The 22674-nt window shown below is 71.3% G+C and carries 20 protein-coding genes; 7 read left to right on the forward strand and 13 right to left on the reverse strand.

Annotated features, from left to right (window positions below; genetic code table 11):
* Nucleotides 1–14: 14 nt before the first annotated feature.
* Nucleotides 15–1268, reverse strand: coding sequence for an ergothioneine biosynthesis protein EgtB (gene egtB, locus VQ03_RS18575; RefSeq protein ID WP_048452374.1), 1254 nt, complete (start codon nucleotides 1266–1268; stop codon nucleotides 15–17).
* Nucleotides 1269–1465: 197 nt separating this feature from the next.
* Here egtB and murI point away from each other — a divergent pair, with 197 nt between their 5' ends.
* The 3 genes from murI to rpsD all read left to right on the forward strand — a co-directional run bounded on the left by murI (nucleotide 1466) and on the right by rpsD (nucleotide 3959).
* Complete coding sequence (gene murI / locus VQ03_RS18580; protein WP_048452375.1) at nucleotides 1466–2341, forward strand: glutamate racemase; 876 nt, start codon at nucleotides 1466–1468, stop codon at nucleotides 2339–2341.
* Nucleotides 2338–3159: an alpha/beta hydrolase gene (locus tag VQ03_RS18585; RefSeq protein ID WP_342586469.1), complete on the forward strand. Its 822-nt coding sequence runs from the start codon at nucleotides 2338–2340 to the stop codon at nucleotides 3157–3159. Before murI ends, VQ03_RS18585 begins: the two co-directional genes overlap by 4 nt.
* Before the next feature lie 182 nt (nucleotides 3160–3341).
* The gene (rpsD, locus tag VQ03_RS18590) at nucleotides 3342–3959 is read left to right on the forward strand and encodes a 30S ribosomal protein S4 (RefSeq protein WP_048433566.1); all 618 of its coding nucleotides are present in this window, start codon (nucleotides 3342–3344) and stop codon (nucleotides 3957–3959) included.
* Nucleotides 3960–4157: 198 nt separating this feature from the next.
* Here the strand turns inward: rpsD and VQ03_RS18595 are convergent, their stop codons facing one another.
* The 4 genes from VQ03_RS18595 to VQ03_RS18610 form a co-directional block, all read right to left on the reverse strand.
* Nucleotides 4158–4589 carry an HIT family protein gene (locus VQ03_RS18595; protein ID WP_048452376.1) on the reverse strand — a complete coding sequence of 144 codons (432 nt, stop codon included), beginning with the start codon at nucleotides 4587–4589 and terminating at the stop codon, nucleotides 4158–4160.
* 251 nt (nucleotides 4590–4840) lie between these two features.
* On the reverse strand, nucleotides 4841–6010 hold the full coding sequence (locus VQ03_RS18600; protein ID WP_048452377.1) for a M20 aminoacylase family protein: 1170 nt from the start codon (nucleotides 6008–6010) through the stop codon (nucleotides 4841–4843).
* A gap of 128 nt (nucleotides 6011–6138) precedes the next feature.
* Nucleotides 6139–7500 (reverse strand): serine hydrolase domain-containing protein, encoded by a 1362-nt coding sequence (locus VQ03_RS18605; protein WP_048452378.1) that lies wholly within the window; start codon nucleotides 7498–7500, stop codon nucleotides 6139–6141.
* An 84-nt stretch (nucleotides 7501–7584) separates the two neighbouring features.
* Complete coding sequence (locus VQ03_RS18610) at nucleotides 7585–8835, reverse strand: GNAT family N-acetyltransferase (RefSeq protein WP_048452379.1); 1251 nt, start codon at nucleotides 8833–8835, stop codon at nucleotides 7585–7587.
* A gap of 105 nt (nucleotides 8836–8940) precedes the next feature.
* Between VQ03_RS18610 and VQ03_RS18615 the strand changes: the two genes are divergently transcribed.
* Nucleotides 8941–9309: a hypothetical protein gene (locus VQ03_RS18615; protein ID WP_048452380.1), complete on the forward strand. Its 369-nt coding sequence runs from the start codon at nucleotides 8941–8943 to the stop codon at nucleotides 9307–9309.
* A 10-nt stretch (nucleotides 9310–9319) separates the two neighbouring features.
* Here the strand turns inward: VQ03_RS18615 and VQ03_RS18620 are convergent, their stop codons facing one another.
* Entirely contained in the window at nucleotides 9320–10654 is a 1335-nt protein-coding gene (locus VQ03_RS18620) for a polysaccharide biosynthesis/export family protein (protein ID WP_157064163.1), read from the reverse strand.
* A 519-nt stretch (nucleotides 10655–11173) separates the two neighbouring features.
* On the opposite strand from VQ03_RS18620, the gene VQ03_RS18625 reads away from it, so the two are divergent.
* Both VQ03_RS18625 and VQ03_RS18630 read left to right on the forward strand, forming a co-directional pair.
* Complete coding sequence (locus VQ03_RS18625; protein ID WP_245292127.1) at nucleotides 11174–11932, forward strand: exopolysaccharide biosynthesis polyprenyl glycosylphosphotransferase; 759 nt, start codon at nucleotides 11174–11176, stop codon at nucleotides 11930–11932.
* A 61-nt stretch (nucleotides 11933–11993) separates the two neighbouring features.
* Nucleotides 11994–13190, forward strand: a complete 1197-nt coding sequence (locus VQ03_RS18630; protein WP_048452381.1) for a glycosyltransferase family 2 protein — start codon at nucleotides 11994–11996, stop codon at nucleotides 13188–13190.
* A 110-nt stretch (nucleotides 13191–13300) separates the two neighbouring features.
* On the opposite strand, the gene VQ03_RS18635 is transcribed toward VQ03_RS18630, so the two are convergent.
* Nucleotides 13301–14374: a glycosyltransferase gene (locus VQ03_RS18635; RefSeq protein WP_053078653.1), complete on the reverse strand. Its 1074-nt coding sequence runs from the start codon at nucleotides 14372–14374 to the stop codon at nucleotides 13301–13303.
* Between the two features lie 284 nt (nucleotides 14375–14658).
* Between VQ03_RS18635 and VQ03_RS18640 the strand changes: the two genes are divergently transcribed.
* A complete protein-coding gene (locus VQ03_RS18640) occupies nucleotides 14659–15696 on the forward strand; it encodes a hypothetical protein (protein WP_048452382.1) in 1038 nt (345 codons plus the stop codon).
* Between the two features lie 322 nt (nucleotides 15697–16018).
* Here VQ03_RS18640 and VQ03_RS18645 read toward each other — a convergent pair whose 3' ends face one another.
* From VQ03_RS18645 to VQ03_RS18670, 6 genes are all read right to left on the reverse strand, one after another.
* On the reverse strand, nucleotides 16019–16705 hold the full coding sequence (locus VQ03_RS18645) for a LuxR C-terminal-related transcriptional regulator (protein ID WP_053078654.1): 687 nt from the start codon (nucleotides 16703–16705) through the stop codon (nucleotides 16019–16021).
* A gap of 948 nt (nucleotides 16706–17653) precedes the next feature.
* Nucleotides 17654–18814, reverse strand: coding sequence for a DegT/DnrJ/EryC1/StrS family aminotransferase (locus tag VQ03_RS18650; RefSeq protein WP_048452383.1), 1161 nt, complete (start codon nucleotides 18812–18814; stop codon nucleotides 17654–17656).
* Nucleotides 18811–19815 carry an NAD-dependent epimerase/dehydratase family protein gene (locus tag VQ03_RS18655; protein ID WP_245292128.1) on the reverse strand — a complete coding sequence of 335 codons (1005 nt, stop codon included), beginning with the start codon at nucleotides 19813–19815 and terminating at the stop codon, nucleotides 18811–18813. Before VQ03_RS18655 ends, VQ03_RS18650 begins: the two co-directional genes overlap by 4 nt.
* A 16-nt stretch (nucleotides 19816–19831) precedes the next feature.
* Nucleotides 19832–20962 (reverse strand): DegT/DnrJ/EryC1/StrS family aminotransferase, encoded by a 1131-nt coding sequence (locus tag VQ03_RS18660; RefSeq protein ID WP_048452385.1) that lies wholly within the window; start codon nucleotides 20960–20962, stop codon nucleotides 19832–19834.
* Entirely contained in the window at nucleotides 20962–21993 is a 1032-nt protein-coding gene (locus VQ03_RS18665) for a Gfo/Idh/MocA family protein (RefSeq protein ID WP_048452386.1), read from the reverse strand. Before VQ03_RS18665 ends, VQ03_RS18660 begins: the two co-directional genes overlap by 1 nt.
* Nucleotides 21990–22502 carry an acyltransferase gene (locus VQ03_RS18670; protein ID WP_048452387.1) on the reverse strand — a complete coding sequence of 171 codons (513 nt, stop codon included), beginning with the start codon at nucleotides 22500–22502 and terminating at the stop codon, nucleotides 21990–21992. The genes VQ03_RS18665 and VQ03_RS18670 overlap by 4 nt, the downstream gene beginning before the upstream one ends.
* Nucleotides 22503–22674: the final 172 nt, after the last annotated feature.

Genomic DNA, 22674 nt, shown 5'->3' on the forward strand with positions numbered 1-22674 from the left:
AGGCACGGCACGCCTCACGCGCCGTATTGAGATAGACGCAGGCCCGTGAACTGCCAGCGCTGGTGGGGATAGAAGAAGTTCCGGTAGGTCGGCCGGCTGTGTCCGTGCGGCGTCGCCACCGAGGAGCCGCGCAGCACGAACTGGCTGACCATGAACTTGCCGTTGTATTCGCCGAGCGCGCCGGGCAGCGGCCGGTAGCCCGGATAGGCGCCGTAGGCGCTGCGGGTCCATTGCCAGACATGGCCGAAACCCGCGTCGAGGGAGTCCGAGGCCGCCTCCCACTCGGCTTCCGTCGGCAGGTCGCGCCCGGCCCAGCGGGCGAAGGCGTCGGCCTCGTAGTAGCTCACATGCGTCACCGGCAGGGACGGATCGACGGGCCTCAATCCGGCGAGCGTCATGCTCGACCAGACGCCGTCCTGGCTCCGCCAGTAGCCCGGCGCCTCCCAGCCCTCGGTCTGCGCGGCCACGAAGCCGTCCGAGAGCCAGAGCTCGGGCCTGGCGTAGCCGCCATCCTGCATGAATTCGAGCCATTCGCCGTTGGTGACGAGGGCGCGATCGAGGGTCACGGGCCGCAGCAGCACGTCGTGGCGCGGCTCCTCGTTGTCGAAATGGAAGCCCTCGCCCGCATGGCCCATCTGACCGACGCCGCCCGCCAGGGCGACCTGTCCGGGCCGCTGCGACAGGGCGGGCCAGCGCCAGCCCTCGTCATAGGCCGGCAGCAGCGGGTTCTGCGCGAAGGCGTGCAGGATGTCGGTGAGCATCAGCTCCTGGTGCTGCTGCTCGTGGTGCAGGCCGATCTCGACGATGGCGGCGATCTCGGGGAGCTGCCCCTCGGGGGCGCCCGCGATCAGCTCCGCCACCGCGCGGTCGACATGGGCACGGTAGGCGGCGACCTCGTCGCAGGTCGGCCGGGTGACGAGGCCGCGGCTGATCCGCGGCGCCCGCGGACCCGCCTGCACGTAGTAGGAGTTGAACAGGTAGAAGAAGCGCTCGTCGAAGACGGTGTAGCCCGGCACGCGCTCCTTGAGCAGGAACTGCTCGAAGAACCAGGTCGTGTGGGCGCGGTGCCACTTGGTCGGGCTCGCATCCGGCATCGACTGGATCTGCTGGTCTTCCGGAGAGAGCGGAGCAGCCCGGCTTTCGGTCTCGTCGCGCACGTGGCGGAAAGCCGCGATCCAGGCCCCCCGGTCGACCGGGCGGGCGTGGATGGAGGGCGGCGGGAACGCGGGGCGCGTGTCGAGGGCCTGCGCGGTCGCGGTCGCTGCCATCGGATTGTCCCTCATGCGTAGATTGATTGTCCACGCTTAACGCGGGTCCGGGGAACTCGTTTCTCCGGCGCGGCGTTACCGCGCAGCTTGTGCGGCGCGGGGAAAGCGAGGCCTTTTTGCCGCCGCAGTGACCAAGCCTTAACGATCGCGCCGGACTCTCGCCGGCAATCCTCCATATCTCTCGGTCAAAACCTCCCATGCGGTTCGATCTGATGGCCGGCACTGCCGCGGCGCCCCTGGCGCCGATCACCCGTGCGCCGGTGGTCCTGGTGTTCGATTCCGGCCTCGGCGGCCTCACGGTGCTCGCCGAGGTGCGGCGTGCCCGCCCCGACGCCCGGGTGGTCTACGCCGCCGACGACGCGGCCTTCCCGTATGGCGGCCTCGCCGAGCCGGTGCTGGTCGAGCGGGTGCTCACCGTCATGGAGCGGCTGATCGCGTCGCACGCCCCCGACCTCGTGGTGGTGGCCTGCAACACCGCCTCGACCCTGGTGCTGCCGGCCCTGCGCCGGCGCTTCGAGGTGCCCTTCGTCGGCACCGTGCCGCCGATCAAGCCGGCCGCCGCGGCGACGCGCTCGGGCCTCGTCAGCGTGCTCGCCACGCCGGGCACCGTGCGGCGCGACTATACCCGCGACCTGATCGACACCTACGCGGCGGGCTGCTCGGTCACCCTCGTCGGGGCGACGGGCCTCGCCGCGCTCACCGAGGCGGCGCTCTCCGGGCTGCCGGTCTCGGATGCCGACCTGTGGGCCGAGATCGGGCCCTGCTTCGTCGAGAGCGAGGCCGGGCGCACCGACGTGGTGGTGCTCGCCTGCACCCATTACCCGCTGCTGCTCGCCCGCTACCAGGCCGTCGCTCCCTGGCCGGTGACCTGGATCGATCCCGCCCCGGCGATCGCCCGGCGCATGACCCAGCTGATCGGCGGTCCCGTCCGCGGGCTTGGGAACGATGGTCCGGGCCCGGTTCTGGCCGCCTTCACCTCCGGCGACCGGCTGACCCCCGCCCTGCGGACGGCCCTTTGCGACCGCGGCATCGCCGAGGTCGCGGTCGAGGCGATGCCGCTCGTCCTGCAGTGAGCGCCTGGCGGGCGGCGATGATCGCGGCCGGCCTGCTCGTCGCGCTCCTCGTCGTCTACGGCGCGGTCGTCGCCGCGTTCTGGTGGTTCCAGCGCAGCCTGCTCTATCCGGGGCAGGGCCGTGCCGTTCCGGCGACGGGCGCTCGGCTCCCGCCCGAGGCCGGAACGATCGCGGTGCCGACGCCGGACGGCGAGCGGCTGCGTGCCCTCTGGCTGCCGCCGGCCCCCGGCGCCGGCGTGGTGGTGACGTTTCACGGCAACGCCTCGCTCCCCGACTGGCACGCCGAACGCTTCGCCGCCGGGCCCTGGCGGTCTCACGGCTGGGGCGTGATGGCGCCGGCCTATCGCGGCTATCCGGGTTCCACGGGGCGCCCGAGCGAGGCCGGGCTGATCGCCGACGGGCTCGCGGCCGTCGCCGAGGCGCGGCGCCGGGCGCCGGGAGCGCCCGTGCTGCTGCACGGCCATTCCCTCGGCGCGGCGGTCGCCGTCGCGGTGGCGGCTCGCGCCGGCGCGACGGGCCTGCTCGGGCTCTATCTGGAGGCGCCGTTCACGTCGATGACCGCGATGGCCCGGCACCATTTCCGGTTCCTGCCGGCGCGCCTCCTCTCCGACACCTGGCATTCCGACCGGATCATCGGCACCGTTCCCGCGCCGATCCTGATCGTGCACGGCGATGCCGACCCGGTGATCCCCGCAAAATACGGGGCTCGCCTGGCGCAGGCGGCCGGCGCCGGGTTCGTGGAGGTGCCGGGGGACCACGTCTCGATCCTGGGGAGCCGGGACGCCGAGGCCGAGGCGCGGTTCCAGCCGGCGCCCTGACCCTTGACCCCATACGCTTTGTCGCCTAAGAGCGCCCGGTTCGCGGGGCTCCGGTTCGGGGCCCCGAAAACATTTTGCGCACCCGCGAGCGGCTCGTCACGGCCGCTCTGTCGCCCCGGATTCGGGGGGAGGAGGGCGCGTTCCTCTCATACGTGATGCGATAAGTTTTCAGAGGACACGCGATGTCGAAACGCGTTCAGGCGAAGCACAAGCTCGATCGCCGCATGGGCCAGAACATCTGGGGCCGCCCGAAGAGCCCCGTGAACCGCCGCGAGTACGGCCCGGGCCAGCACGGCCAGCGCCGCAAGGGCAAGATGTCCGACTTCGGCACGCAGCTGCGCGCCAAGCAGAAGCTCAAGGGCTACTACGGCAACATCACCGAGAAGCAGTTCCGCCGTTACTACGCCGAGGCGATCCGCCTGCGCGGTGACTCGGGCGAGAACCTGGTCGGCCTGCTCGAGCGCCGCCTCGACGCGGTGGTCTACCGCTCCAAGTTCGTCGCGACCCCCTTCGCCGCCCGCCAGTTCGTGAACCACGGCCACATCCGGGTGAACGGCGTGCGCGTCAACATCCCGAGCTACCTCGTCAAGCCGGACGACGTGATCGAGATCAAGGAATCGTCCAAGCAGCTCGAGATCGTCGTCGTGGCGAGCCAGCTCGCCGAGCGCGACGTGCCCGACTACATCGAGGTCGATCACGGCAAGATGACGGCCCGCATGACCCGCGTGCCGACCCTGTCCGAGGTCCCGTACCCGGTGCAGATGGAGCCGAACCTGGTGATCGAGTTCTACTCGCGCTGATCGCGCGACACGGGAACCGAGAGTTTGGAAAGCCGCCCGAAAGGGCGGCTTTTCTGTTTGGGCTTGCCGCGCACGGCGTCGGAAGCCTTACGCTTTCCTGGCATCGATGTTCGAAGGTAAAGCGCGTTCCCCTCTCCCGGGTGGGAGAGGGGATCCTGCGCCATACCGAAGACCGGCTATCGTCGCAAAACCTCGCTTTTACCCCGCGAGCGCCGCCCGGATCCGCTCCGCATGCTGCGCCAGCACCGACGGATCCGCCATCCCGTCGACGTGGCGGCGCGGCGCGACGCCCTCGTGCCGGGGCAGGACGTGGACGTGGAGGTGGAACACGGTCTGGCCGGCCGCCGCCTCATTGTACTGGTAGACCGCGACGCCGTCGGCCGCGAAGGCGGCCTTGGCGGCGCGGGCCACGGTCTGAACCGCCGCGTAGAGGTGGCCGAGCGTGGAGGGGTCCGCGTCGAGGAGGTTGCGGCTCGGGGTCTTCGGCACGACCAGGGTATGGCCGTCGGCCTGGGGCATCACGTCCATGAACGCGATAACGTGCTCGTTCTCGTAGACTTTGTGGCAGGGGATCTCGCCCCGGAGAATCTTGCCGAAGATGTTCTGAGGGTCGTAGGCGGTCTGCGTCATCGCATGGTTCCTGTCGGTGTCCGATCAGCTCGCTCGCCGATCATGCCACCCTCCTGGTCATCCCGGGGCCGCGCAGCGGAGCGCGGGATCCATAGCCGTGACGATGTCGGACGAGGCGGAAAGCTGCCCACCTCGTCCTGGAAAGCCAGCGGTCATGGCTCCCGGGCGCTCGGCAGGCCCCGCCCCGGAATGACGCAGAGAGAGGGCGTCGCCGGAGCTTATCCGAACGGCCGCCCTCCCGGAACCGCCGCTCAGCCGGCGGCTGCCGCCGAGCGCCGCTCGACCAGCCGCGCCAGATACGCCGCGCCGAGCGGGATGATCGCGTCGTCGAAGTCGAAGGCGGCGTTGTGCAGGTTCGCCCCGGCCTTTCCGCCGAGCCACGCATAGGCGCCGGGCACCGCGTGCAGCATGTCGGCGAAGTCCTCGCTGCCCATCTTGGGCTCGGGCGTGGTGTCGACCTTGGCGGCACCGAACAATTCGGTGGCGACCTCGGCGGCGGCGCGGGTCTGTTCCTCGCTGTTGCGCAGGACCGAGAAGATGTCGCGGATCTCGACCGTGATCTCGGCGCCGAAGGTCGCGGCCACGCCGGCGGAGATCTCGCGCATGCGCTGGGACACCAGTGCCCGCACGCCGTCGTCGAAGGTGCGGATCGTGCCGGCGAGATGGGCCTCCTCCGGGATCACGTTGTAGGCCGCGCCCGCATGGACCTGGGTGATCGAGAGCACCGCCGATTGCAGCGGGTCGGCGTTGCGGCTGACGATGGTCTGGAGCGCCTGGACCAGGGCGGCCTGGACCACCACGGGATCGATGCCGCGATTCGGCTGCGCCCCGTGGGCGCCGCGCCCGACGATGCGGATGTCGAAGAAGTCGGCCGCCGCCATGGCGGGGCCGGGCCGCACCGAGAGCTCGCCGCTCCGCCCGCTCGGGTTGTTGTGCAGGCCGTAGACCTCGTCGCAGGGAAAGCGCGAGAACAAACCGTCGGCCAGCATGGCGCGGGCGCCGCCCAGCCCTTCTTCCGCGGGCTGGAAGATGAACACCGCGGTGCCGTCGAAGTCGCGGGTCTCGGCCAGGTACTTGGCGGCACCCAGCAGCATCGTGGTGTGGCCGTCATGGCCGCAGGCGTGCATCTTGCCCGGAATGGTCGAGCGATAGGGGAGGTTGGTCGCCTCCTCGATCGGCAGGGCGTCCATGTCGGCGCGCAGGCCGATGCGCCGGGGACTGGTGCCGCGGCCCTTCAGCACCCCGACGACGCCGGTGCGGCCGATCTCGCGATGCACCTCGATGCCCCAGGAGGCGAGCATCGAAGCCACGATGCCGGAGGTGCGCACCTCCTCGAAGCCCAGCTCGGGATGGGCGTGGAAATCGCGCCGGATGGCGGTGAGCGCGTCGAGGTCGGCGGAGATGCGGTCGATCGGGGACATGCGGCGGAACGCTCCGGACTTCGGCCCGGATGCCCGGGCCGGACGGCGCGCATCCTCGGGCGCCGGTTCGCCCGAGTCCAGGGGCGCGAATGCATGGCCGGTTCGGCGGGCTTCGCGCCCCGGGTCGTTCAGTCGGCGATGGCGCCGTAGACGAGCTGCTTGATCTCGCGGCGATAATACGCCCGGCTCGGTCCGGGCGCCTGGGTCATCATCACCACCGCCAGGTCCTCCTTGGGATCGACCCAGAAGAACGTGCCGGCATAGCCCGCCCATAGGAACTCGCCCTTGGAGCCGGGCACCCCGGCGATGCCGGCCTCCTTGCGCACCATGAAGCCGAGGCCGAACGTGTAGCCGGGCACGCCCATCAGCAATTCGCCGGGGCTGACCACTGGCTTGATCCGGTCGCCGAGATGGTCGGCGGTCATCAGGTCGACGCTGGTGCGGCTGAGCACCCGGGCGCCGTCGAGGATGCCGCCATCGAGCATGGCTTGCGCGAAGCGCAGGTAATCGGCCGCGGTGCCATAGCCGCCGGCGCCGCCGGAATCGTTCTTCGGCGCCGCGCCGTCGATGAGCCGGTTCGGAGCCCCGGTCGCCGGATCGGTCGGCAGCGCCTGGGCGATCCGGCCCGCCTGGTCGGCCGGCACCGAGAAGCCGGTCTCGCTCATCTTCAGCGGCCGTAAGACCCGCTCCGCCAGGTAGTCGCCGAGGCGTTGCCCTGAGGCCTTCTCGACCACGCGGCCTAGCACGTCGACCGCGAGGCTGTACTGCCAGACCGTGCCGGGCTGGTAGGCCAGGGGCGCGCCCGCGATCCGGCTGGTGAACTCCTCCGGCGTGAGGTCGGTGGTGTTGTAGTCAAAATCGGGCTTGAACAGGCCGGCCTTGGAATAGGCCGCCTTGACGGCAGGGTTGGTGGTGATCTCGCCATAGGCGAGGCCGGCGGTGTGGCGCAGCAGGTCCTGCACCGTCGGGGCGCGCTCGGCCGGGACGAGGTCCGGCGAGGTTTCGCCGAGCGCATTCGGGCGGCTTCCCGCCACCTTCAGGTCCTTGAACTCCGGCAGGTATTTCGAGACCGGGTCGGTGAGCTGGAGCCGGCCGTCCTCCATGAGCGTCATGGCGGCGACCGAGGTCAGCGGCTTCGTCATCGAGTAGATGCGGAAGATCGCATCCTTGGCCAGGGGCGCCCCGGTGGCCTTGTCGCGGAAACCGACGCTCTCGGCATAGGCGAGGCGGCCGTGCCGGGCGATCATCACCACGGCGCCGGGCAGGCGGCCGGCCGCCACCTCCTCCTCCATCGCTTGGCCGATGCGGCCGAGCCGCTCGGCGGACAGCCCGACCTCGTCCGGCCGGGCCGGCGCCAGGGCCTCGCCGCGGTGCACCTTCAGGGCCGGATCCGCCAGGGCCGGCGTGGCGAGCGCGGCGACGACCACCCCGATGCAACCCAGCAGGAACCGGCGGGACGCGTATCCGCGCCCTCCCTCGCTCGTCCGCATGATGTTTCGCTCCCGAACCGGAGCCTCTTTCCGGGCCCCGTGCGGCGAGCGTAGCCGCCCCGGTGGCGGGACGCTACGGGCCCGTCAGTCCTCGCCGCGCCGGAACGGCGTCGCCGCGTCGAGGGCCTCGGCCGCCGCCTCGACATGGCGCGCCTCGCGCGCGAGATAGTCGGCGATGGCCGCCCGCAGGCCGGGATCGGCGATGTCGTGGGCCGAGTGGGTGATCACCGGGCGATAGCCGCGGGCGAGCTTGTGCTCGCCCTGCGCCCCGGCCTCGACCCGGGCGAGGCCACGGGCGATCGCGAAGTCGATCGCCTGGTAGTAGCAGACCTCGAAATGCAGGAAGGGGTGGTCCTCGATGCAGCCCCAGTTGCGGCCGTAGAGGGCCCGGTCGCCGATCAGGTTGATGGCACCCGCCACGTACTGCCCTTCGCGCCGCGCCATCACCAGAAGGATGCGCTCCGGCATGCGCTCGCCGATGAGCGAGAAGAAGCGCCGGTTCAGGTAGGGCCGGCCCCATTTGCGCGAGCCGGTATCCATGTAGAAGCGGTAGAAGGCGTCCCAATGGGCTTCCGTGAGGTCGGAGCCGGTGACCCACTCGATCGTGAGCCCGGCCGCGAGCGCGTCGCGGCGCTCCCGCTTGATCGCCTTGCGCTTGCGCGAGGCCAGCGCCCCGAGGAAGTCGTCGAAGGTGGCGTAGCCCGCATTGTCCCAGTGGAACTGCTGGTCGACCCGGCGCAGGAACCCGAGGTCGCCCGCCCGCTCGGCCTCGATCTCGGGCAGGAAGGTGGCATGGATCGACGAGGCCTCGACCTGCCGGCGCAAGGCCCGCAGGCCCGCGACGAGGGCGGAGGTGGCCTCCTCGGGATCCTCGCCCGGGGCGATCAGGAAGCGGGGTCCCGTCACCGGCGTGAACGGCACGCTGACCTGGAGCTTCGGGTAGTAGCGGCCGCCGGCACGCTCGAACGCGTCGGCCCAGCCGTGATCGAACACGTACTCGCCCTGCGAGTGGGATTTCAGGTAGCAGGGCGCATACCCGATCACTTGCCTCTCGATCCCTCGGCCCTCGTGTCCCTGGCCGTCTCGCTCGACGGCCACGTGCAGCGGCAGCCAGCCGGTGCGGCCGCCGACGCAGCCGGATTCCTCCAGCGCCGACAGGAAGGCGTGGCTGACGAAGGGGTTGTGGCTCTCGGCCGCCCCCGCGAGCGATTCGGCCGAGAGGGCGCAGCGGTCCCAGTCGGCCGCCGCGATCTCGGAGATGCGCTGGACGACGCGGACCTGCAAGGTGCCCGCCGCCGGGGTGGCGCCGCACCCTGCTTCGCCGGTCTTCTCCATGGGGGCTGGAGTTAGGTCGCGGTCGCGGGCTCGGCAATGCGGCGCGCACTCGCAGGCCGCGGAGGAGCGGAACCGTCGCGCGGTCTCGCCGATTGGGTCTCCACCATGATCAGCGACGACACGACCACGCGCCCGCGCGTCCCGACGGCGATGCCGCACTCCCCGAACCCGCTGGCGCAGGCCTGGGACGACCGGATCGCCCGGCTCCTCGACCTGCTGCCGAAGCGAGTGGGGGATTCGATCGCCTGGCTGCGCGCCCCGTCCCGGCGCTGGGTCCGCATCCCGGCCGCGCTGCTGCTGATCCTGGGCGGCTTCCTGGCGATCCTGCCGATCTTCGGGCTGTGGATGCTGCCCCTGGGCCTCGCCCTCCTCAGCGAGGACATTCCCGGAATGAAGCCGTCGCTGGAGCGGTCGGCCCGGTGGCTGGAGGCCCGGTGGGCGAGCCTCGTGGCGTGGTGGCGCGGCCGGGGCTGAACGGACGCCGTCAGTTCAGCGACGTCATCGCCCCCGTCCGCGGCGCCGGCCAGGACACGGCCGGCAGGTCGATATTGGGCAGCTCGACGCTCACCGAATCGCCCGGCATCAGCGTCGTGGTGTCGTCGGCGCCGATCTCCTGCACGCCCGCGCCGCTCTGGCGGGCGATGCGGTAGGTCGGCTTGGCGCGGCGGGCCTGGGCGCGGTCGGTGAGGAAGCGAGGGGCGGAGACCTCGGCTTCGAGGATCAGCCGCTCGGCCACCTCCATCCGGGGCTTCAGCTGCTGGAGCTGCCGCTCGGTGTCGCGCATCTCCCCGGTGACCTCGGTGGCGCGACGGCTGCGCATGTCGAGGATCGAGAGGTCGGCCCGGGAGATCGATTCGCGGGCCCGCAGCAGCTCGGTGGTGGTGCGCAGCTTCTCGCTCTCCATCTGGGCCATCGAGCGGCCGGCCGCGACGGTGCGCTGCTGCGTGGCGAGGCCGCGCTCGGCGAGCTGCTCGTTGCTGCGGATCTCGGTGGCGATCAGCTTGATCTGGGTGTCGATCGTGGCGAGCTGGCCGTTCAGCGCGTCGATCTGCTGGCGCAGGAAGCGCTTGAGGTCCTCGATCGCGTCGACCTGCGTCGCCAGCGCCTTGCGCCTCGCCTCGAAGATCGCGGTCTCGCGGTCGATGAGCGCCAGGACGCCCGGATCCGGCCGCGAGGCCAGCTCCTTCGGGAAATCGATCTTCGGCTTGTCGTCGCGCTCGGCGGCGAGGCGCAGGAGGCGGATCGTCAGCTGGTCGCGGTCCTTGTGCAGGCCGGCGAGGTCGCCCCGCGCGGTGATCGCGTCGCGCTCCAGGCGCAGGAGGCCGCCATCGGTCACCCGCGGCGGTCCGCCCGCCAGCGCCACCGCCTTGGCCACCGTGAGCCCCGGCCGGAAGGCGTACTCGCCGGGCTTGTCGACCGCGCCGCTGATGTAGAACGGCCGGTAGACGGCGATCTCGACCGCGGTGTCGGGGGCATCCGCCAGCTCCATCCGGTCGCGCAGGCGCCGCGCCACCAGGCGGCTGACCTCCCGGGTCGGCAGCCCGGCCACCGGGATGTCGCCGATGATCGGCAGGGACAGCGTGCCGTCCGCCCCGATGGTGAACTCGTCGTTGAGCGCCGTCCAGGCGAAGATCTCGTCGCGGCTCGCCCGCCACTCGAACACCCGGAGCCGGATGCGGTCGAGCGGTCCGAGGGCGTAGCCCGCAAGGCTGGTCGCGCCGGCAGCAGGCGCGCTGGTACCCGTACCGGAGGTCCCTTGGGAGGTCCCTTGGGAGATCCCCTGCGAGATCCCTTGGGACGCCCCTTGGGTGGCGGCCACCGGCGGGGCCGTGGAGGGGGTGGGACGCTGCCCGCTGGCCGCGCTCGCGAGCCCGGCCGGCAAACACATCGCGCCGAGAAGGAGACCGCGCCGGAGAGAGGCGGGAAGACGGGGTGCTGCTCGCATGCGGATCAGGCCTTCTCGTGCCGGCAAGGTCTCGTCCAAGGTCTCGTTCAAGGCCTCGTTCAAGGCCTCTTGCCCGCTAGCGCGGCGCCGGCCTCGTACCGAGGATGGGTCAAGCCTCGGCCGTCCGGCCACGCCGCGCAGCCTCCCAATAAGCGGTAGGCGCCGCACCACCCGCCGCGCCTTGCCCCCGCGCCTTGCCCGTTCGCCCCGTCGTCGCCTACGCCTCTTCCGTCGCAATCTGCGCACCCCGAAGGGGGTATCTTAAGATGAGGCGACGTATACCCGGATGATATTGTGTCGAAATTGACCTGACGGTCGCGCGTCTGCCTATCTTTAACCGCTCGTTAACGGTGGAGAGGGCGAATGGCTCGTGGCGTACGACCGCAATCCCGCGTGGACGGCGGTGATGAACTTGGCAGTAGCGGGCTGGGGCGAGCCGGGCTGGATGGCGGCGGCCTGGCGCTGCTGCTCGCCCCCGGGCTCGTGCCGCTCGCGCCGGCGGCGGAGGCCGGCGCTCCGCCGCCCGCCGTCCTGGCGCACCCGGTGGTGTCGCGGCGCGGTGCGGCCCTGGCGTTCAAGCGCGCCGTCGACGTGGTGGGGTCCGCCCTCGGCCTCGTGCTGCTGCTGCCCCTGCTCCTCGCCATCGCGGTGCTGATCAAGTGCGATTCGCGCGGGCCGGTGCTGTTTCGCCAGACCCGCATCGGGCTCGGCAACCGGCCGTTCCGGGTCTGGAAGTTCCGCACCATGACCTGCTGCGAGAACGGCAGCGTGATCCGGCAGGCCCGGCCCGACGACCCGCGGGTGACCCGCATCGGCCGGTTCTTGCGCCGCACCAGCCTCGACGAGCTGCCCCAGCTGGTGAACGTGCTCCTCGGCTCGATGTCGCTGGTCGGGCCGAGGCCGCACGCGGTGGCCCATGACGCCCAGTTCGCCGGTATCGTCGCCCGCTACGCCGAGCGGCATGCGATGCGCCCGGGCATTACCGGCTGGGCCCAGGTGCGCGGCTGCCGCGGCGAGACCCCGAACGCCGCCGCGATGCAGCGCCGGGTCGATCTCGACCTCGCCTATATCGAGCATTGGTCGCCCCTGCTCGACGTCATCATCCTCGCCATGACGCTGCGCGAGGTCGTCCGCCCGCAGGCCGCCTACTGAGCTTCGTCCCGTCACGTCCCGGCTGCGCCTGGCGCGCGGCCGGGCGAGGATCCGCGCCCTCATGACCCTCATCGATCTGACCCTCTGCGCCCTGATGCTCGCCGGCGCGGTGCCGGTCGCCGTGTTCGCCGCACAGGTGCTGGCCTCGCTGCCGGCCCTGCGCCCGGCACCGGTGCCCTCGCGACGCCCGTCCCTGGCGGTGCTGGTCCCGGCCCACGACGAGGCCGGCCAGATCGCCGCCACGGTGGCCGCCCTGCGCCCCGGCCTGTGCCCCGGCGACCGCCTCCTGGTGGTGGCCGACAATTGCCGCGATGCCACCGCCGCCGCCGCCCGGTCCGCCGGGGCCGAGGTGGTGGAGCGCCACGATCCCGCACGGCGCGGCAAGGGGTACGCCCTCGATTATGGCTATCGCCACCTCGCCCGTACCGGCCTGCCCGAGACGCTGGTGGTGGTGGATGCCGATTGCGCCCTGGCGCCGGCCGGTCTCGACCGAATCGCGCGCCTGAGCGCCGCGATCGGCGGGCCGGTCCAGGCGGCCTACCGCCTCGATCCGCCGCTCCAGGCCTCCTCGTCCCTGCGCCTCGCGACCGTCGCCACGGTGGTGAAGCAGATCGGCAGGCCCCTCGGGGGAAGCCGCCTCGGCTGGCCCTGCGGCATCTCCGGCACCGGCTTCGCGGTGCCGACGCGCCTCCTCGGCGAGGTCGGGCTGGCGAACGGGCACCTCGCCGAGGACCTCAAGCTCGGCCTCGACCTGGCGCTGGCCGGCCATCCGCCCCGCTTCTGCCCGGAGGCCGAGGTGACGAGCACGCTTCCCGCCGGTGCGGCGGCGCGCCGTGCCCAGCAGACCCGCTGGGAGCACGGCCATCTCTCGCTGATCCTGCCCTATGCCGCCGCGCTCGCCCGCGCCGCCCTGCGCCGGGGCGATGCCCGGCTCGCCGCCATGGCCCTCGATCTCTGCGTGCTGCCTCTCGTGACCCTCGCCCTCGTCGAGGCCGGGCTCCTCGGCGCTGCCCTCGCGTGGTGGGCCGTCGGCGGCGGGGCCGCTCCGCTGCTGATCGCGGCGACCAGCCTCGCCGTCCTCGTCCTCGCCTTCGCCCTCGCGGCCCGGCGCTGGGGCGGCGGCCTGCTGCGGTGGCAGGATCTGCGCGCCCTGCCGCGCCTCGTTGCCGGCAAGGCCGGGATCCTGGCGCGCTTCGCCTTGCGCCGGCAGACCGTGTGGGTGCGAACGGAGCGGGCCGGGGAAGGACCTTCGACGTAAGACGCGTCTCGCGCGCCGCAGGGCTGTCCGGAGGAGGACATGCCCCCGGACAGTGGCCCGGCGCGAGATCCTGCGGAATCCAGGCGGGGGCGGACCCGTCGAGCACCGGCTCAGCCGGCCTGGCCTCGCCACGGCTCGGCCCGAAGAGCCGGGGCGGACCGACCGGCCACCCGGATCCGGGCCGCCTCCAGCACCGCTGCCATCGCGGGGGCGACGGCCCGGAACGTGGTGCCCTCCGCCACGGTGCGGCGCGCCTCGGCGCCGAGACGGGCCCGCGCGGCGGGATCGTCCCACAGGGCCTTGATGGCGGCGGCGAGGGCGGCGGGGTCTTCCGGCGGCACCAGGAGGCCGTTCTGCCCCTCGATCACGTAATCCTCGGTCCCTGCCGCCCGGGTCGCCACCACGGGCTTGGCCAGCATCATCGCCTCCAGCACCGTGACCTGGCCCGAGGTGAAGGTGGTGTTGCGCAGGGGCACGACGTTGACCCGGGCCCGGCCGCACAGGTCGTGGCACTCGGCGATCCCGAGGCCGCTCCGCACCGTGACGTTCGGCGGGAGCGCCAGGTCCGCGACGGCGTGGGCGCCGGCGACGATCACGGTCGGCAGCCCGAGGGACGCGGCGGCGGCCGCCAGGGTGGCGTAGTCCCGGTTGGCCGAGCCCATGGCGAGGATGAACGGCGCCGCCTCGTCCTCGTGCGTCTCCCGCGGCTCGTCGTGGATCGACAGGGGCACGAACGCGAACCGGTCGCGGGGCAGGTCGAGCCAGTCGGCGTAGAGCGCGATCTCGCGGCGGGAATGCACCACGAACACGTCGACCTGCCGCAGCACCAGGCGGGCCAGCCGCGCCTTCCAGCCGCCGGGCGTCCGGCCGAGATTGAAGCACCAGGCGACGAGCGGGACGTCCCGCCGCCCGAGGACGAGCTTGACCAGGGCGGCCGCCACGGCGAGCTGAGGGAAGCCGGTCATGATGCCGACCCGGCCCCGGGGCGCCGCCCGCACCAGGCGCCAGGCCTGCCAGGCATGACGCAGGTAGTCGGACCATTCCGACGCTCCGGTCGCGGCGCGCGAGCGGTCATGCGCGTAAGGCGCCGGCGCCGTCGTGAAGCGGTGGGGGGCGCCGACATGGTGGGTGATCCAGTCGCCGCCCTCGTCGTACAGGAAGGGGACCGCGAGGATCCACTGCATCGAACCGGCTCCCGTCATGGTCGTCCCGCATCCTGGCTGAGCGCGGCCGGCGCGCGGTCGCGGACGGGAGCTTAGAGGCCGGCCGGGCGGGCGGGAGCGGATAATCCGGCGGCTTGGCCCGCGCGAAAGGCGGCGGGCCTCACCGAAAGGCGCAGGGTCGGCGCGTCGTCCGGGTGACGCGCGGGCCCGGCGGACGCCCCGAAGACGACGCTCCGTGCCGAGGCCGGATCCGTTACCCTCGCGGCTGCCCTGCCGTCGCTCGTCCTCCCGGGAGATCCGCGCCGATGCACCGCTCCGCCGCCCTCCTCGCCCTCGGCCTGGCCCTGCAGGGCGCCCCCGCGCTGGCCGAGAGCCCGTATCGCGACCCGGTCGCGCAGCCCTTCGCGTCGACGAGCATCTGGAACACCCCGCTCGGCCGCGAAGCCACGTTCCAGCCCGGCGAGGCCGCCGAGACGGCGCTCCTGCGCAACCAGAATGCCGGCGGCCCGGCGGGGGCCTTCGCATGGATCGGCGGCCACGCCTTCGGGATCTACCGCCAGGGCGCCGGCGATCCGGAGCGGACCTGGACCTATCGCGGACGGCCGCCGACGGTGCCCTGGCCGTATGGCGGCAGTCCCGGCGGCGGCCGCTTCTCCCTGCGCACCCCGCCCGGGATCGCCTTCCTGGGCGGCACCGACCGGCATGCGGTGCTCGTGGATGCGGAGGGCCGCTACGCCTACGAGGTCTGGCTCGGCGCCTTCGATGCCGCCCGCAACCTCTACTCGGCGCAATACCTCGTCCGCACCGACCTGCGCGGCAGCGGCATCGCCGCCAAGGCGGGGACGTCGGAGGGGGTGCGCGCCTTCGGCGGCTCCCTCATCGGCGGCCTGGTGCGCCGGGCCGAGCTCGATCGGGGCGAGATCCGTCACGCCATCGCGATGTCGGCGAGCACGAGCCAGGCGAGCCCGACCCGCATCGTCTGGCCGGCCACCGCCACCGATGGCAACGGGCACAATGGCCATACCGGCGTGATTCCCATGGGGGCGCTGTTCGCGATCCCGCCCCAGGTCGATCTCGCCCGTCTCGGCCTCGCCACCCGCGAGGGCCGGGCGCTCGCCCGGGCGTTCCAGGAATTCGGCGGCTACATCACCGACACCGCCGCCCGCACCCTGGTGATCGCCTATCTGGAGGAGGGCTGCACCGAGCAGCAGATCAACCACCTGCAGTCGGACAAGGACAAGATCCTGTCGGTGCTGGCAATGGTGACCAACAACACCGCCGCCCATCCGGGCGGCCCCGGCCCCCGCGTGGCGCCGCCGCCGCCGCCGCTCGAGGGAGAGTGACGGCGGAACAGGATTGAGGGCTTGTTCGACTTGCCCGACAGTGCGGGCAGCCTCAGCGTCGGTCCGGGGTCGCGCAGCGGATCCCGGACCGACGAAGAGCGTGTAGAACCCGGAGGTGGCGGTCAGACAGGTTTCGGCGCGCCGATCGAGCAAAGCATCCGGCTCGATCCCCGACCTGTCGCGCCGGAGCATAGATCTTCGGAAAATAGAAAAACCGACGCTGGCCGGCTCGACCGCGTCGGGGAGATTGGCAGCACGGTGGGGCGGCGGGGGCTCGCCCCAGGCGGGACCGTGCGGGATGTCGCTCCCGCGCCCCTTGACGTCACAACTTCAGGTCGGAGCGGGTTTCGAAGGCCCGGATGGCCACCTCGGTCCGGTTGGTCGCCCCGACCTTGCGCATGATGTTGCGAACATGCACCTTGACGGTGCTCTCCTTCATGTTGAGCTCGAAGGCGATGATCTTGTTCGCCTTGCCCTTCTGCAGCTGCTCCAGCACCGCCGTCTGGCGCGGGGTGAACTGGCTGCGGGGGTCGGCCGCGCCGGTTTCCTCGGGGCCGCCCCGGCGCTGCAGCAGGCAGCTCGCCGGCACGAACACGCCGCCGGCCCGCACCAGGCGCATCGCCTCGATCGCCACCTTCAGGCTGACATTGGTGGGGATGTAGCCGCGAGCGCCCTCGTTGAGACGCTCGACGATCTCGCCCGGATCCTCGCTGTCGCATAGCAGGACCAGGCTGGTATTGGGCCCGATCCGCGAGCGCAGGGCGGCCTCGCGCTGGGCGGCGCCGCGGCCGGCCTCACGGGGATCGTAGTAGAGCACGACCAGGTCGCCGTCCTGATGGCCGATCTTGCCCCGCTCCCACTCGTCGATCGACGCGAAGGTGACGACGTCGTGATCCGGGATCGCTTCGGCGAGGCAGTTGCGCAGGCATTCCCGCACCAGCTGTCGCGGCTCGATGATCGCGATGGCCGGCTTCAGGCCCGCTTCGTCGCCGGGCTCGAACGCTTCCACGACGTTCTCATTCACTTCGACCAGTCTGCGGCCCCGCGAAGCGAGGCCGTAATCAACGAGAGCTGGCGTCGACATGCTTCACCTCCACCACTGTACGATCGATCATTATTATTGGACGGGTCTCGCGGAGTGATGGTGTCAGCTCGGTCGGACCGCGCAAGACTACCCCTTGTTCCGGAGCCGGATCGTTGGAGGAGGCCGGCGCAGTCGAGCCCTCGACTGCATGGTCCAGTCGATCCGGCCTACCGGGCCCGCCCCGCTCCTCTTGATTTCAGTCCTAACACGGCCTTAAAACAGTTACAATCCTCAAAGTGGTGTTCTATGCCGCCTTTCATTGATGAGTTTCGGCCGTTTGATTGATCATCGGCGAAAAGGTGAGAATTGATATACACGCAACACGTGTATCGTGAGAGAATGTCATGGAACATTAGTTCCTTCGGGGCATGTACCGTCGGCGCGCAAAGAGGCCCGATGGGAACACACTCCGTCCCATGGTGGGTTTGACTTCTAAATTTGATGATCTGCGAGATGTCGCACGTCTAAGTACGTCACGCGAGGGTCGGAAATCGAATCGTTTTCAAGAGACTGACGAGTCAATACCGTAACGTCATCGACGGCATGAATGCCCCGATTTTCGCGAGCCGGTGACCGGAGGAATTCGGTGCGTACCGGTCCTGGCGCTAAGCCGGACAGGGACCGACCCCCAGCCATCGTCCTCAATCCACCGCATCGCGACTCCCATACATAAATTAATGTATATGACCTGATATGCCCGTTCTGATACGGCGCGCTTTCGCCGTCATCGACAATCATCCAAAGCATGTCCAATCAGCCATATCGTTTGATAATTTTTAACGGTCAACGTTGCGGTGCACCTGTCGAGACGTCAAAAGAACAGCGGCGGGCTCGATGCCCGCCGCTGCTGGGTCTCCGGTATGGTCTAGTATATCAGGCGCTGAGGGGCAGAGCCGGCCGGCCGGCGAGGGCGTCCGCCAGGGCGCTCGCGACGGCGTGGACGGTCTCCTCGCCCATGCCGGCGTAGAGCGGCAGCAGGATGCAGCGGTCGCGGGCGGCCTCCGAATGGGGCAGGGGCGCGCGCAAGGCCAAGTCGGTATAGGCCGGCTCGAGGTGGATGCACATCACGCCGCGGCGGCTGGCGATGCCGCGATCGAGCAGCCCCTGCATCACCGCGACCTGGTCGGCGCCGGTTCCCAGGCGTACGGCGTAGCTCTGCCAGTTGGACCGGGCCCAGTCCGGCTCGACCGGGACCTCGACGGGCAGGCCCGCCAGGGCCTCCGCGTAGAGGCCGGCGAGGCGGCGGCGCTCCGCCACGATGGCGTCGAGCCGCGCGAGCTGCACCCGGCCGATCGCCGCCTGCAGGTCGGTCAATCGGTAGTTGTATCCGGTCGTGGGGTAATCCTCGAACACCACGGCCCGGCTGGCATGGCGGGCGACGTCCGAGACGCCCATCCCGTGCTGGCGCCAGAGCCGGAACTGCCGGTCCCAGGCCGCGTGGCGCGTCACCAGCATGCCGCCCTCGCCGGTGGTGAGGATCTTGCGCGGGTGCATCGAGAAGCATGCGACGTCGCCCAGCGGCCGGCCGATCCGCTGCCACGCCCCGTCGATCAGGATCTCCGAGCCGATGGCGCAGGCGGCGTCCTCGACGAGGCGGATCCCGTGCCGGCGGGCGATTCCGATCAGCCGGGCCATGTCGCAGGGCATCCCGATCTGGTGCACCGCGAGGATCGCCTTGGTGCGCGGCGTGATCGCCGCCTCGGCGAGGTCCGGATCGATGGTGAGGGTGACGGGGTCGATGTCGACCAGCACCGGCTCGGCCCCGCATTGCCGGATGGCGTTGGCGCAGGCGATGAAGGTGTGGCTGACGGTAATGACCTCGTCGCCGGGCCCGACGCCCGCGGCGAGGAGCGCGAGATGCAGGGCCGTGGTGCAGTTCGACACCGCGCAGGCATGCGGCGCCCCGACGGCTTGCGCGAACTCCGCCTCGAAGGCGGCGACCTGCGGCCCCTGCGTGAGCCAGCCGGAGCGGATGACGGCGCTCGCCGCCTCGACCTCGGCCTCGCCGAGGTTCGGCTTGATGATCGGGATCACGAGGCGAGCTCCATCGCGGGGGCGGCGGGGGTGGCGACGGGCGTGCGGTTCTGCCGCCACCAGGCGACCAGGGTGTCGAGGCCCTCGTCGAGGCCGATCTCGGCCTTGAAGCCGGTCAGCTCGCGGGCGAGGCTCACATCGGCCAGGCGCCGGGGCACCGGGTTGACGCTGCGCTCGGCCTCGTGGACCGGCACCAGGTCCGGCCGGCCCATCACCGCGGCGAGGCGTTGCGCCAGCCCGAGGAGCGAGGTCTCCTCCGAGCGACCGATATTGAGCGCCACGTCGGTCGCCGGCGAGAGCGCCGCCAGGATGTTGGCCCGGGCGACGTCGCGCACGTCGACGAAGTCCATGGTCTGCAGGCCGTCGCCGAAGATCAGCGGCGGCTCGCCCCGGGCGATCCGCTCCATCCAGCGGATCAGCACCTCGGTGTAGCGCCCGTGCAGGTCCATGCGCGGGCCGTAGACGTTGAAGTAGCGCAAAGCGACGTAGTCGAGCCCGGCCATGTCGTTCCAGGACCGCAGCAGCCCCTCGCCGAAGCTCTTGGCCGCGCCGTAGAGCGTGCGGTTGCCGGAATGCGGCTCGGTCTCGGGGGTCGGGAAGGTCGTGGCCATGCCGTAGACCGAGGCCGAGGAGGCGTAGACCACCTTCCCCACCCCTTCCGCGACGCAGAGCTCGGCGAGGCTCGCGGTGGCATCCACCATCACCTCGATCGCCTGACCGGGCTCGGCGGCGCAATGGGTGATGCGCAACGCCGCCTGGTGGAAGACGGTGTCGCAGCCCGCCACCAGCCCGGCCATCAGGTCGCGGTCGCGGATGTCGCCGATGACGAGCTCGACCGCGCCCGACGCCATGGCGCCGGACAGGTTCTCGGTCCGGCCCCGGACCAGGTTGTCGACCACGACGACCTCGCGGCAGCCCCGCTCGACCAGGAGGTCGACGATGTGGGAGCCGACGAAGCCGGCCCCGCCGGTGACGAGGACGCGGCCCAGAGAGCCGGACATCGCGGGACGGGAGGGCTCACACGGCTTCAGCATAACCATCTCCAAAGAACCCGGTCCCAAGGCTGTCGGTGAGGGCCGAGACGACCGTGGCGATCTGCCGGTCGGTGATCTCGGGGAAGAGCGGCAGGGACAGCCACTCGCCGGCCAGCGCCTCCGAGACCGGGCAGGGCGTGCCGAGGCGCACCCGGTCGGCATAGGCCGGCTGGTGGTGCACCGCCTTCGGGTAGTGGATGCCGGTGGCGACGCCCGCCTCCTGCATCCGGGCCCGCACCGCGTCGCGGTCCGGCACCCGCACGGCGTAGACGTGGTAGACGTGGTCGCGCCCGCCGGCCTTCGGCGCCTTGAGGCCCGCCTGCGCGAGCAGCGCGTCGTAGCGCGCCGCCGCCCGCCGCCGGCCCTCGGTCCAGCCGTCGAGGTAGCGCAGCTTCACCCCCAGGGCGGCCGCCTGCACGGTGTCGAGGCGGTAGTTGAAGCCCGGGCGGACGTGGTTGTAGCGCCCCTCCTGGCCCCAATCCCGCAAGGAGCGCAGGGTCCTGGCGATGTCCGGATCGGAGGTGGTGATCGCCCCGCCCTCGCCGCAGGCGCCGAGGTTCTTGCCCGGGTAGAAGCTGAAGCAGCCGACCGTCCCGAAGGCGCCGGCCCGGCGCCCGCTCCGCTCGGCGCCGTGGGCTTGCGCCGCATCCTCCACCACCGTGATGCCGTGGCGCTCGGCGATGGAGCCGATCGCCGCCATGTCGGCGAGGCGGCCGTGCAGGTGGACCGGAATCACCGCCCGGGTGCGCGGCGTGATCGCCGCCTCGAACGCGGCCGGATCCATGGTGTAGGTCTGCGGGTCGACATCGACCAGGACGGGCTTCGCCCCGGCATAGAGGATCGCCGCGACGGTGGCCACGAAGGTCATGCCGACGGTGATCACCTCGTCGCCCGGGCGCACCCCGGCGGCGACCAGCCCGAGATGGAGGGCGGCGGTGCCGGTCGAGACCGACACGGCCTCCGCAGTCCCGCAATGGGCCGCGAAGTCGCGCTCGAAGGCGGCGACCTGGGGCCCGAGGACGTAGGCGCCGCTGCGGAGCACCGCCAGCACCGCCTCTTCCAGGGGCTCCTGCACGGCCCGGTACTGGGCCTCGAGGTCGAGAAGCGGGATCATCAGGCGGCCCTCAGGGGAGTCAGGTCGATCGGATGGCCGCGCTGGGCCAGGGACTGGGAGGCGGCCTCGAGCAGGCGCACCACGCGCAGCCCGCTCTCGCCGGAGGTGAGCGGGACCTCGCCGTGGGTGATGCAGCGGGCGAAGTGCTCGATCTCGGTGACGAGCGCTTCCTTGACCGGGATGTGCGGGGTCCAGACGTCGCCCATGCGGTAGGCCGGCAGGATGCGCCGGATCTCCTCCTGCGAGGGCCGCTCGTCGAACTCGACGCCGCGGTCGTAGACCTTGACCTTCTCGCTCGGCTCCATGTCGTCGAAGACGATCATCCGCCGGCTGCCGCCGATCAGCGTGCGGCGGATCTTCACCGGCGCGAGCCAGTTCACGTTGAGATGCGCGGTGACCCCGCCCTCGAGGTAGAGGGTGATGTGGGCGAGGTTCTCCGGGCTGCCCTTGATGTGGCCGGCGCCGGTGGCCGAGATCGCCAGGGTCTCGGCCGGCAGCAGGTAGTCCAGGATGGCGAGGTCGTGCACCGCCAGGTCCCAGATCACGTTCACGTCGTCCTGGAACAGGCCGAAATTGATCCGCGTCGAGTCGTAATAGAACAGGTCGCCGGTGACCCCAGTGTCGATCAGCTCGCGGATCTTCTGGACCGCGCCGGTATACACGAAGGTGTGGTCGACCATGAGCGTCAGGCGGCGCTTGGCCGCTTCCGCCACGAGGCGGGCCGCCTCGCGGGAGGTCGGGGTGATCGGCTTCTCGACCAGCACGTGCTTGCCGGCCATCAGCGCCGCCAGGGCGATCTCGTAATGCAGCTTGGTCGGCGTCGCGATGGCGACCGCGTCGATCTCCGGGTCGGTCAGCATGCGCTGCCAGGTCTCGTCGATCGTCACCCCGGGATGGCGGGTGGCGGCCCGGGCTTGCGCGGCCGGCGAGGGATCGGCGATCGCCTTCAGCGTGGTGCCGCCCGCCTCCGCGACGCAGCGGGCGATGTTCGGCCCGAAATAGCCGTAACCGATGACTCCGATCCCGATCATGACGCCTCCGCTTGGTCGAGCAGGGAAGAGGAAGTGAGGGGGTGAGAGGGGGACGCCGCGCCGCGGGCGGGAACGCCGCGGACGTGAGCGCCCGGCGGCACGTCGCGGGTGACGACCGATCCGGGGGCGATCCGGGCGCCGGCCCCGATGGTCAGGCCGCATAGGATCGTGGCGTTGGCGCCGATGACCGCGCCCGGCCCGACCCGGGTTGTCTCGAGGGTCCAGTCCTCCGGCCCCATCAGGGTGCCCGCCGCCGTGACGGCGCGGGGATGGCGGTCGTTGGTGAACATCACGCCGGGGCCGACGGTGACCTCGTCCGCGAGGCTCACGCCCTCGCACAGGAAGGCGTTGGCGCCGATCCGGCAGCGCGCCCCGACGGAGGCGCCGCGCTGGATCTCCACGAAGGGCCCGATCCGTGTATCCGGCCCGACCGTACAGCCGTAGACGTTGACGAGGGCGGGATCGGCGAGCGCGGCGCTGGCATCGATCCTCGCATTCACGATCGGCATTCCGTCCCCCGTCCCATCTCCGTGCTGGAACGCTAGGCGGGCGGCGCGGCCAAGTAATCGTGCCAATGCGAGGGTACGCGTTACACCCTAATCACTCCGATCAACGCCAGAACGGTCCGGTGTTTCTACCGCTTCGGACGTATAGACCCGTGTGACGACAAATCCGGCGGGG

The sequence above is a fragment of the Methylobacterium tarhaniae genome, from assembly GCF_001043955.1.
Lineage (GTDB): Bacteria > Pseudomonadota > Alphaproteobacteria > Rhizobiales > Beijerinckiaceae > Methylobacterium > Methylobacterium tarhaniae.

Coding starts and splice junctions, on each gene's coding strand:
- VQ03_RS18615 (WP_048452380.1), top strand. CDS start 8,941: ATGATCAGCGACGACACGACCACGCGCCCGCGCGTCCCGACGGCGATG.
- murI (WP_048452375.1), top strand. CDS start 1,466: ATGCGGTTCGATCTGATGGCCGGCACTGCCGCGGCGCCCCTGGCGCCG.
- VQ03_RS18600 (WP_048452377.1), bottom strand. CDS start 6,010: ATGTCCCCGATCGACCGCATCTCCGCCGACCTCGACGCGCTCACCGCC.
- VQ03_RS18655 (WP_245292128.1), bottom strand. CDS start 19,815: ATGTCCGGCTCTCTGGGCCGCGTCCTCGTCACCGGCGGGGCCGGCTTC.
- VQ03_RS18635 (WP_053078653.1), bottom strand. CDS start 14,374: ATGCAGTGGATCCTCGCGGTCCCCTTCCTGTACGACGAGGGCGGCGAC.
- egtB (WP_048452374.1), bottom strand. CDS start 1,268: ATGGCAGCGACCGCGACCGCGCAGGCCCTCGACACGCGCCCCGCGTTC.
- VQ03_RS18605 (WP_048452378.1), bottom strand. CDS start 7,500: ATGCGGACGAGCGAGGGAGGGCGCGGATACGCGTCCCGCCGGTTCCTG.
- VQ03_RS18670 (WP_048452387.1), bottom strand. CDS start 22,502: ATGCCGATCGTGAATGCGAGGATCGATGCCAGCGCCGCGCTCGCCGAT.
- VQ03_RS18610 (WP_048452379.1), bottom strand. CDS start 8,835: ATGGAGAAGACCGGCGAAGCAGGGTGCGGCGCCACCCCGGCGGCGGGC.
- rpsD (WP_048433566.1), top strand. CDS start 3,342: ATGTCGAAACGCGTTCAGGCGAAGCACAAGCTCGATCGCCGCATGGGC.
- VQ03_RS18595 (WP_048452376.1), bottom strand. CDS start 4,589: ATGACGCAGACCGCCTACGACCCTCAGAACATCTTCGGCAAGATTCTC.
- VQ03_RS18640 (WP_048452382.1), top strand. CDS start 14,659: ATGCACCGCTCCGCCGCCCTCCTCGCCCTCGGCCTGGCCCTGCAGGGC.
- VQ03_RS18660 (WP_048452385.1), bottom strand. CDS start 20,962: ATGATCCCGCTTCTCGACCTCGAGGCCCAGTACCGGGCCGTGCAGGAG.
- VQ03_RS18665 (WP_048452386.1), bottom strand. CDS start 21,993: ATGATCGGGATCGGAGTCATCGGTTACGGCTATTTCGGGCCGAACATC.
- VQ03_RS18630 (WP_048452381.1), top strand. CDS start 11,994: ATGACCCTCATCGATCTGACCCTCTGCGCCCTGATGCTCGCCGGCGCG.